Below are 9,007 nucleotides of genomic sequence, written 5' to 3' on the forward strand. Positions count from 1 at the left end.
CCCAGCGGTGCACTGACCGACGCAGTCGAGGACGGGTGACGCAGGTCGACCTGCGTCACTCGTCCTCTCGCTACGTCAGCTCCCGTCGGCGCCTATCAGGGCCGCGAGCCGCTGGACGGCGAACTCGTACCCCTGGGTGCCGCAGCCCACGATCACTCCCGCTGCGATGTCGCTGAGGTACGACGTGTGCCGGAAGCTCTCGCGCGCATGCACGTTGGAGATGTGCACCTCGACGAAGGGCACGTCGAGCACCTGCAGGGCGTCACGGATCGCGACCGACGTGTGGGTGTACGCGGCGGCGTTGATCACCAGCCCGTCGATCGCGCCCACCAGGTCGTGCAGGTGGTCCACGAGCGCGCCCTCGCTGTTGCTCTGGAAGAACCGGGTGTCCAGGCCAGCAGCGGATGCCGCGTCGTGGCAGCGCTTCTCGACGTCGGCCAACGTCTCGGTGCCGTAGACGCCCGGCTCCCGAGTGCCGAGGCGGTCCAGGTTCGGGCCGTTCACGACCGCGATCGTGGGCATCGTCGGTGCTCCTTGCGCTGCGGGGCCGGCGCGGCCGGGGTCGCCGACGGGACGGGTCGGGTCTCGCGAAAACGTACACCGGTGGCGCCGGTCCACGCCGCGCGATCACACCCTCACCGAATTCGCAGGGTCGATCGGCAATGCTGGTGCCATGTGTCCGCGTTCGGGTCCTCGCGACAGGTCTGCCGGATGACCGGCAACCTCCTGGTCGTCGTGGTGTCCCTTGCGGCCGCGTTCGCCTTCGCCATCTCGGCGGTGCTGAAGCACAGCACGGCGACCAGGGTGCCGCAGCTGGCGGGTTTCACCGTGCGGCAGTTGTGGCGGTTCGGCATCTCCACGGTCCTGCACCCGCTGTGGCTGCTCAGTCTCATCGCCGACCTCGCGGGAGTCGTGCTGCAGATCGTGGCGCTGCACGTCGGCGCCATCTCGGTGGTGCAGCCGCTGCTCTCCCTCGGCCTGCTCTTCGCTCTCCTGCTGCGGCACGTCGAGGCCCGCACCATCCCCGGCGCGGAGATCCGCTGGGCGGTGCTGCTCATCGCCACGCTGATCGGCTTCCTCTTCGTGTCCGGCATCAGCTCGGTCAACGCCAAGTTCGAGACGGTCGATCAGATCCCGGCGTCGATCGCCGCGGCCATCGGGATCGTGATCATCGCCAGCTGCGTCGTGATCGCGCGGCGAGCCCACACCATGCAGTGGCGCACCACCTCACTCGGCATCGCGGTCGGGATCCTCTATGCGATCAACGCCGCTCTGCTGAAGACGTGCACGCAGAAGTTCGAACACGGCATCCCGACCCTGCTCACCAGCTGGACGCCGTACGCCGTCGTCGTCGTCGGCGTCTCGGGGATCCTGCTGTGCCAGCTCGCCTATCAGGCGGGTCCGCTGGTCGCCAGCCAGCCCACGATCGCCGTGGTCGACCCCCTGGCGAGCGTCGTCATCGGGGTCGTCGTCTACAAGGAGGCCTTGCGTCCCGGGTACTGGGTGTTCCCGGCGATGGTGATCCTGCTGGCGCTCATGTCGGTGGCCATCGCCCGCCTGGCTGCGGTGGAGCCCGCGCCGGACACCACACCGGGCGCTCTCGGGCACGACTGAAATCTTCGTCCGCAGTCGGTGCTGCGTCGTACCGTGGCGCGATGGCGCACCCGATCAGGTTCGACGACGACGATCCTCTGCTGCGGCGGTTGCGCGAGCTGGCACTGGCGTTCCCGCAGGCGCAGGAGAAGGTGGCGCACGGCCGCCCGACGTTCTTCACGACCAAGGTCTTCGCCTACTACGGCGGGTCGGTGAGGGGCGACCACGGGTCCGACCTGCTCGCCCATGCACTGCTCTTCCTGCCGGACGCGGACGAACGGGCCGCGCTGCTGGACGACGACCGCGTGCACGTGCCCGCCTATCTCGGCCCGTCCGGGTGGTTGGCCCTCGACCTCGCCGGCGCCGAGCCGGACTGGGACGAGGTGCGCGAGCTGCTCGACGCGTCGTACCGACGGACCGCGCCGCGCACCCTGGTGGCGCGCCTGGACGCGTGATCGTGCGGGCCGGCACCGTCGCCATGTCCGGATTACGGTGGGCACGTGACGACAGCGGATGACATCAGGGATCTGCGTGTCAGGCTCGGCCCGGTCGGCGCGTGCATCGGGGTGAGCGCGTCGGCGCCCGCGATCGCCGAGCAGGTCGCCGGCGTGCGGGAGCTCGAAGCATCCGGGTACCGCGCGATCTGGACGAACGAGATCGTCGGCGCTGACGCGCTGGTGCGGTCGGCTCTGTGGTTGGCCGCCACCGCGGACGCCGTCGTCGGCACCTGCATCGCCAACGCTTGGGTGCGGCCCGCCCAGACCGCTCATGCTGCCGCCACCCAGCTCGCCCAGGCGTTTCCGGGTCGGTTCGTGCTCGGAGTGGGCGTCGGATGGCCTCAGCAGGCCGCGAGCGTCAGGCGTGAGTACGGCAGTCCGCTGCAGACCGCGCGGCACTACCTGGACCAGCTCACCGACCGCGACTACCCGATGCTGCTGGCTGCTAACGGCCCTCGGATGACCGCAGTGGCCGCCGAACTGGCAGACGGCGCCCTGCCCGCCGGCCAGTCGCCGCAGTTCACGGCGCAGGTGCGCGACCAGATCGGCGCCGACCGCCTGCTGATCGTGTACGTGCCCGTCGGCGAGTCCGGTCCGGACGAGCTGAACGACGCGATCTCCCAGCACCGCGCCATGGGTGCCTACCACGTCGTGGTCGGCACGCCGTACGACGCCGACTTCGAAGCGGCGGCGCGCCGCCTCGCCGACCTGGCTTCCGCCCTCGGCTGAACCGACGTCGCGGCGGGCGGTCGGGCCGGGGTCAGGCGCGCTGCCTCGCGCGGTGGGCGGCGGCCTTGACGCGGCTCTGACACGCCTCGGAGCAGAAGCGGCGCAACCCGTTGCGTGAGACGTCGACGAAGACGCGGTCGCACGCGGGTGCGGCGCAGACGCCCAGCCGGTCTGCGTACTCGCTGCCGAGGACGGTCGCGAGTCCCATCGCCACCGCCGCACCCCAGCCGGAAGCGTCCGCCCTGCGATCCCCGTGGAAGTGCAGATGCCACGGCTGGCCACCGTGCGACTCGAGCCGTGGACGCGCCGCGTAGCGATCGAGCAGCTCGTTCGTCGCCTGGGCGGCCTGACTCATCTCCCGGGCCTCGACGAACTCGTAGACCGGGCGCACCCGCCGCGCGAGGTCGATGAACGCGTCCACCGCGCCGGCCTCAGGCACGCGTGCGTCGCGCCCGCTGAGCCGGACAGCGTCGGCGAGCCCGGGCAGCAACTGCGCAGGACCGGGCACGTCGTACGGCCGGCCCTGCCGTTCACCGGGGGTCGCGACGTTGACGAGTTCGCGCCCCACCGCCACCACACCGTCAACATGACTGCCGAAATTCACTTGACTAGTCACATCCTTCTCTCTAGCGTGACTGACATGACCAACTTTACCAGTAACAAGATCGGACCGGCCCCGGAACGTGCGCTTGAGTGGCTGCGGCGGTGGGATGCGCAACAGGAGCGTTACGTCCCGGACCGCGACGAGCGCTTCGCGGTGATCGGCGACGTCGTCGCAGCCGTGGTCGCCGACGCTTCCTCGCCGGTCGTCGTCGATCTCGGCGCGGGCCCCGGATCGCTGTCGGTGCGGCTGCTCGACCGCATCCCGCACGCCCGGCTGGTCGCCGTCGACGCCGACCCCCTCCTGCTCGGGCTGGCGCGGAGCGCCTACGGCGACCGTGCGGGTCTGCACGTGGTCGAGCATGACCTTCGCGACGAGGGGTGGGCTGCAGCCGCGCATCTGCGGGACGGCAGTGTCGACGCGATCGTGAGCACCACCGCTCTGCACTGGCTCACCGGCCCGCAGCTCGCTGCCGTTTACGCGACCGCCGGCAGGTTGTTGCGGCCCGGTGGTGTACTGGTGGACGGCGACCATCTCCTCGAGACGGACGGCCGCGCGCAGCTGCGGCACCTCACCCGCGTCGTACGCGACGCACGGGTCAGGCGGGTCGGTACCGGCGCGAACGAGGACTGGGCCGCCTGGTGGGACGCGGTCGGTCGCGCACCCGAGCTCGCCAACCTCTTCGGCGCCCGAGGAGCGCGTCCCATCGAGCACGAGGTGCCCGACCTGCCGTCCCTCGACGACCACGTCCGCTACCTGCGCGACGCCGGCTTCACCGAGGTCGGAACGGTCTGGCAGCACGGCGACGACCGCGTGCTCGTGGGAGTCCGTTGAGTCGCGCTCGAACTGCTTGTCGCGCTCCTCGCCCGTCGATAACGTCGCCGGGTGAGCGAGGCGAAACGGGCCGGCGGTCTGCGCTCGGACCGGCTCGGCCCAACGCGGTCCCTGCTGTCGGGACGTCGGGCATGAGCTTCGAACTGGAGCGCTTCGTGACGGCGCAGGACGGTGGCACCTACGACACCGCTCTGCGCGAGTTGCGCGCGGGCGACAAGCGCAGCCACTGGATGTGGTTCGTCTTCCCCCAGATCGCCGGCCTGGGGATGAGCCCGACGGCGCAGCGGTACGCCGTATCGGGCCTGCCCGAGGCTCGCGCGTACCTGCAGCACCCGGTGCTCGGCCCGCGGTTGCGGGAGTGCTGCGAAGCGCTGCTCGGTGTGCGGGGCCGCTCCGCCGTGCAGATCCTGGGCGGCATCGACGGGGTCAAGCTGCGGTCGTCGATGACGCTCTTCCTGCGGGCCGATCCCGCTGAACGTCTCTTCACCCAGGTGCTGGATCGCTACTACGACGGCTCCCCCGACCCGCGAACGGACGAGTTGCTCGCGGACTGAGATTCCGACATGCACGCCGGGGCAGATGTGCCCCGGCGTGCATGGTCGAAACGTCGGCGACCGCGAGGAGTCTCACGGTGCCCGCACCGCCACGACGGGCAGCCCTCGCTCCTGCGCCCAGACCTCCCACTCGTCCGCGGGTCGGGTGCGGAAGGTCGCCTCGAGATCACGCCGGCTGCCCTCGACACCGAGTCCTCGCACCAGCTCCTGCCAGAAGTGCGGCTCCAGCGCCGCGACGGCCACGAAACCGGTGGATGCCTCGTAGATGCCGTATCCCGGGAGCCCACCGGCCAGAGGTCCGCCCGGTGCGGTGAGGCCGTGGTGGGCGGCCTGCGCCATGTCGTACGCGACCTCACTCAGCACCACTTCGCGGTAGCCACCCACCCCCGTGCGCGCCGCGTGCAGCAGCACCGCACAGGACTCGGCCGTCGCGCGTTCGGCACCGGCCAGGTCGGCCACGAGCACCGTCGGCATCTGCGGGGGACGCAGCGTGCCCGCGCTCGCCTGGTAGGTGAGGTCGTGACCGGGAAGGTCGCCGGCGGCGCCAGGGTCACCGACGATCGCGACGTACGACAGCCGGGGCATCCGCGACCGCACCGACTGCCGGTCGAGGCCGAGCCGCTCGAGGGCCCGAGGACGAGAGGAGGTGAGCAGGAGATCGGCGTCGTCGAGCAACTGCCACAGCGACGCCCGTCCGGCCTCGCGCTTGAGATCGAGCTGCACGAGCTCCTGGCCCGCCACCAGCTCGTCGTAGTAGGAGCGGCACGCCGCGGCCAGCGGATCGCCGGTCGGCGGTTCGACCTTGGCGACCAGCGCACCCAGTGCGTGCAAGTGAGCGGCCGCGACCGGGCCGGGCAGGTTGACGGCGAGCGTGACGACACGCACCCCGTCGAGGGGCAGGTCCGTGACGTCGCCACTTGTCTGCGGCATGCGGCAACTCCTCGGCTTGCGTGGCGCGTGAGCGAGCGGTCGTCCGGCGTACCCGCCGACGACACGACCATCATGTCGACCCTGCCGGTGCTGATGCTGCCGGATCCCGGGATGTCGCTGGGCGCAAGTAGCTTCCGGACCATGGAACAGCATCTGTCGTTCATCACCCTGGCCGTCGCCAGCACGTCCACCTCGCGCCGGTTCTACGTCGACGGACTGGGATGGCAGCCGGCGTTCGAGGCCCCCGGCGAGGTGATCTTCCTACCCGTCGGGCCGACGGTGATGTTGTCGCTCTGGTCGCGCGAGGGCTTCGTCGCGGAGGTCGGCGAGCCGATGAGCGGACTGGCACCGGTGACGCTCTCGCACAACGTGGGGTCCCCGGCGGAGGTCGACTCCGTCCTGCAGGTCGCGCGGGCGGCAGGCGGCGAGGTGTCGCCGGGAGAGCACCGCGACTGGGGCGGCTACTCCGGCTATTTCTCCGATCCGGACGGTTTCCGGTGGGAGGTCGCGCACAATCCGCAGCCGCTCGCAGAGGACCTGCTGCACGCCGTACGCCGTTGGCACGCCTCGAAGTCCGGCATAAGCGAGCACACATGACGAAGCCGGGCGGGTCCACGAGGACCCGCCCGGCTCAGTCAGCTCGGGGTCAGGCGGAGCGACGCTCGGCCGACTCCTGCAGCGTCGGGTAGTCGGTGTACCCCTCGGCGCCGCCGCCGTAGAACGTGTCCGAGTTCGGCTCGTTCAGCTCGGCACCGGCGCGCCAGCGCTCGGCGAGGTCGGGGTTCGCCAGGAACTCACGGCCCACGGCGACCGCGTCGGCGTGCCCCTTCTCCAGCACCTCGTTGACGTCGTCCAGGGTGGTGACGCTGGAGAAGCCGGAGTTGACGATGACCGGTCCGCCGAAGCGGGTGCGCAGATCGGAGACCAGCGTCGACGCGGGGTCGGCGAGGATGCTCAGGTAGGCCATCCCGAGCGGCGCGATCCCGTCGACCAGCGACTCGTAGGTCGCGCGGGTCTGGACCTCGTCCTCCTCCAGCACACCCTGGATGTTGTGCGCCGGCGAGATGCGCATGCCGACCCGGTCGGCACCGATGGCCTCGGTCACGGCCTTGGCGACCTCGACCACGATGCGAGCCCGCGCCGTCGGGGGAGTCGCCGTACGCGTCGGTGCGCTGGTTGCTCGACGGGGCGAGGAACTGGTGCAGGATGTAGCCGTTCGCGGCGTGGATCTCGACACCGTCGAGGCCGGCGCGGATGGCGTTGCGGGACGCCGAGACGAAGTCCTCGATGAGCGCGGGGATCTCCGAGGTCTCCAGCGCGCGCGGCGTCGGGTAACTCTGCTGACCGGTCGGCGTCACGATCTTGCCCGGGGCCGCAATGGCGCTGGGCGCGATGGTCTCGATGCCGTTCTTGTTGTCCGGGTGCGCGATCCGGCCCGCGTGCATGAGCTGGACGACGATCTTGCCGCCACGTGCGTGCACGGCGTCGGCGACCTGGCGCCACCCCTCGACCTGGGCGTCGCTGTGCATGCCCGGCGTGGCCATGTAGCCCTGGCCGACGGCGCTGGGCTGGGTGCCCTCGGTGATGATCAGACCGGCGGTCGCACGCTGGGCGTAGTACTCGGCGTTCAGCTGGGCGGGGGCCTCGCCCTCGCTCGCGCGGTTGCGGGTCAGCGGGGCCATCACGAAGCGCTGCGGCAGATCCCAGCGGCCGATGCGGATCGGGTCGAAAGCAGTGGGCACAGGAATTCCTCCAGCAGAGAGACGGTTGAACTTTCTACTTCGGTCCAACCAGCCGGACGCTGGAGCCATTCCACGGGTCGAGGAGACACCCGTCACGCCGAACGCCGGCGCCCGCACTCCCGAAGGGTCGGACACCGGCGTTCGGCGCGAAAAACGCAGTTATTTGGCGGAGCCGCGCACCAGCTTCTTGTTGACGAACTCGTCCATGCCGTACGCCGCCAGCTCCCGGCCGTAACCGGACCGCTTGACGCCGCCGAAGGGCAGGTCCGGCGCGGTGGTGCCGTGCTCGTTGACGAACGCCATGCCGACGTCGAGCCGCTCGGCGACCGCGCGTCCCTTGTCCGCGTCAGTGGTCCACACCGATCCGCTCAGCCCGAACTCCGATGCGTTGGCCGCCTCGACGGCCTCGTCGGCGGACGCCACCTTGTAGACGACGGCGACCGGACCGAAGAGCTCCTCGGTGTAGGCGCGCATGTCCTTGGTGACGTCGGTCAGCACGGTGGGTGCCATGAACGACCCGTCGCGGTCGAGGCGCTTGCCACCCGTGCGGACCGTCGCGCCCTTGTCGATCGCGTCCTGGACCTGCTCCTCGAGCAGGTCCAGAGCGGAGGCGGAGGACATCGGACCGACCTGGGTGTCGTCCTCGAACGGGTCCCCGACCTTCGACCCCTCGAACTGGGCGGTCAGGCCGTCGACGAAGTCGTCGTACAGGTCGGCCATCACGTACATGCGCTTCGGGGAGTTGCAGGCCTGCCCGCAGTTGGACAGTCGCGCGCGGGCCGCGATCTTCGACGTCTTCGCCACGTCGGCGGAGTCGAGCACGATCATCGGGTCGGATCCGCCCAGCTCGAGGACGGCCTTCTTCAGGTTGCGGCCCGCCGCCTCGGCGACCGCCGCACCGGCGCGCTCGCTCCCGGTGAGCGAGACTCCCTGCACCCGCGGGTCGGCCAGCATGTCGGCGACCTGGTCGTTGCTCGCGAAGATGTTCTGGTAGGCACCCTTGTCGACCCCCGCCTCGTGCAGGATCTCCTCCATGAGCAGCGCGGAGGCCGCGCAGATCGGGGCGTGCTTGAGCAGGACGGCGTTGCCCAGCAACAGGTTCGGGGCGACGAAGCGGGCGACCTGGTAGTAGGGGAAGTTCCACGGCATGATCCCCAGCAGGACGCCGACCGGCTCCTTGCGCACCACCGAACGCTCGTCGAGGGTGTCCTCGACGAGACCCTTGGGACCCTGCTCGGCGTAGTAGCGGTAGATCGCGGCGGCCAGGGCCACTTCGCCGGCGGCCTGCTTGAGCGGCTTGCCCATCTCGCGGGCGATCGTCTGGGCCAGCTCGTCCGACCGCTGCTCGTAGAGGTCGGCGGTCCGGCCGAGGGCAGCCGCGCGCTCCTTCGCGTCGGTGTCGCGCCAGTGGGTGTAGCCGGTCTCGGCAGCGTCCAGCGCGGTCTTCACGCCCTGCTCGTCGAGCTCGGGGAAGGTCTTCAGCACCTCACCGGTCGCGGGGTTCTCCGTGCGGTATTCGCTCGTCAT

General features: G+C 70.5%; 10 protein-coding genes and 1 pseudogene. 6 read left to right on the top strand and 5 right to left on the bottom strand.

The window, feature by feature from the left end:
* Nucleotides 1-75: 75 nt before the first annotated feature.
* Nucleotides 76-522 carry a type II 3-dehydroquinate dehydratase gene (gene aroQ, locus LVQ62_RS03375; protein ID WP_233765034.1) on the bottom strand — a complete coding sequence of 149 codons (447 nt, stop codon included), beginning with the start codon at nucleotides 520-522 and terminating at the stop codon, nucleotides 76-78.
* A 189-nt stretch (nucleotides 523-711) separates the two neighbouring features.
* Between aroQ and LVQ62_RS03380 the strand changes: the two genes are divergently transcribed.
* From LVQ62_RS03380 to LVQ62_RS03390, 3 genes are read left to right on the top strand one after another with little or no spacing between them, the layout of a single operon-like run.
* Entirely contained in the window at nucleotides 712-1,614 is a 903-nt protein-coding gene (locus LVQ62_RS03380; protein ID WP_208053607.1) for a DMT family transporter, read from the top strand.
* Between the two features lie 41 nt (nucleotides 1,615-1,655).
* Nucleotides 1,656-2,048, top strand: coding sequence for an MmcQ/YjbR family DNA-binding protein (locus tag LVQ62_RS03385; protein WP_208053608.1), 393 nt, complete (start codon nucleotides 1,656-1,658; stop codon nucleotides 2,046-2,048).
* A 45-nt stretch (nucleotides 2,049-2,093) separates the two neighbouring features.
* The gene (locus LVQ62_RS03390; RefSeq protein ID WP_233765036.1) at nucleotides 2,094-2,819 is read left to right on the top strand and encodes an LLM class flavin-dependent oxidoreductase; all 726 of its coding nucleotides are present in this window, start codon (nucleotides 2,094-2,096) and stop codon (nucleotides 2,817-2,819) included.
* A gap of 31 nt (nucleotides 2,820-2,850) precedes the next feature.
* Here the strand turns inward: LVQ62_RS03390 and LVQ62_RS03395 are convergent, their stop codons facing one another.
* Complete coding sequence (locus tag LVQ62_RS03395) at nucleotides 2,851-3,423, bottom strand: CGNR zinc finger domain-containing protein (RefSeq protein WP_233765038.1); 573 nt, start codon at nucleotides 3,421-3,423, stop codon at nucleotides 2,851-2,853.
* 36 nt (nucleotides 3,424-3,459) lie between these two features.
* Between LVQ62_RS03395 and LVQ62_RS03400 the strand changes: the two genes are divergently transcribed.
* Complete coding sequence (locus tag LVQ62_RS03400; RefSeq protein WP_233765041.1) at nucleotides 3,460-4,254, top strand: trans-aconitate 2-methyltransferase; 795 nt, start codon at nucleotides 3,460-3,462, stop codon at nucleotides 4,252-4,254.
* 131 nt (nucleotides 4,255-4,385) lie between these two features.
* A complete protein-coding gene (locus LVQ62_RS03405) occupies nucleotides 4,386-4,808 on the top strand; it encodes a DUF1810 domain-containing protein (RefSeq protein WP_233765043.1) in 423 nt (140 codons plus the stop codon).
* A 72-nt stretch (nucleotides 4,809-4,880) separates the two neighbouring features.
* Here the strand turns inward: LVQ62_RS03405 and LVQ62_RS03410 are convergent, their stop codons facing one another.
* Entirely contained in the window at nucleotides 4,881-5,738 is an 858-nt protein-coding gene (locus LVQ62_RS03410; RefSeq protein WP_233765046.1) for a CoA transferase, read from the bottom strand.
* 27 nt (nucleotides 5,739-5,765) lie between these two features.
* On the opposite strand from LVQ62_RS03410, the gene LVQ62_RS03415 reads away from it, so the two are divergent.
* A complete protein-coding gene (locus LVQ62_RS03415) occupies nucleotides 5,766-6,335 on the top strand; it encodes a VOC family protein (RefSeq protein WP_370639664.1) in 570 nt (189 codons plus the stop codon).
* Nucleotides 6,336-6,384: 49 nt separating this feature from the next.
* Here LVQ62_RS03415 and LVQ62_RS03420 read toward each other — a convergent pair.
* Both LVQ62_RS03420 and LVQ62_RS03425 read right to left on the bottom strand, forming a co-directional pair.
* Nucleotides 6,385-7,420, bottom strand: a pseudogene (locus LVQ62_RS03420) (alkene reductase).
* Between the two features lie 219 nt (nucleotides 7,421-7,639).
* On the bottom strand, nucleotides 7,640-9,007 hold the full coding sequence (locus LVQ62_RS03425) for an NAD-dependent succinate-semialdehyde dehydrogenase (RefSeq protein ID WP_179483498.1): 1,368 nt from the start codon (nucleotides 9,005-9,007) through the stop codon (nucleotides 7,640-7,642).

This window comes from Allobranchiibius sp. GilTou73, assembly GCF_021391335.1.
Lineage (GTDB): Bacteria > Actinomycetota > Actinomycetes > Actinomycetales > Dermatophilaceae > Allobranchiibius > Allobranchiibius huperziae.

Coding starts and splice junctions, on each gene's coding strand:
- LVQ62_RS03410 (WP_233765046.1), bottom strand. CDS start 5,738: ATGCCGCAGACAAGTGGCGACGTCACGGACCTGCCCCTCGACGGGGTG.
- aroQ (WP_233765034.1), bottom strand. CDS start 522: ATGCCCACGATCGCGGTCGTGAACGGCCCGAACCTGGACCGCCTCGGC.
- LVQ62_RS03380 (WP_208053607.1), top strand. CDS start 712: ATGACCGGCAACCTCCTGGTCGTCGTGGTGTCCCTTGCGGCCGCGTTC.
- LVQ62_RS03400 (WP_233765041.1), top strand. CDS start 3,460: ATGACCAACTTTACCAGTAACAAGATCGGACCGGCCCCGGAACGTGCG.
- LVQ62_RS03405 (WP_233765043.1), top strand. CDS start 4,386: ATGAGCTTCGAACTGGAGCGCTTCGTGACGGCGCAGGACGGTGGCACC.
- LVQ62_RS03385 (WP_208053608.1), top strand. CDS start 1,656: ATGGCGCACCCGATCAGGTTCGACGACGACGATCCTCTGCTGCGGCGG.
- LVQ62_RS03425 (WP_179483498.1), bottom strand. CDS start 9,007: ATGACGAGCGAATACCGCACGGAGAACCCCGCGACCGGTGAGGTGCTG.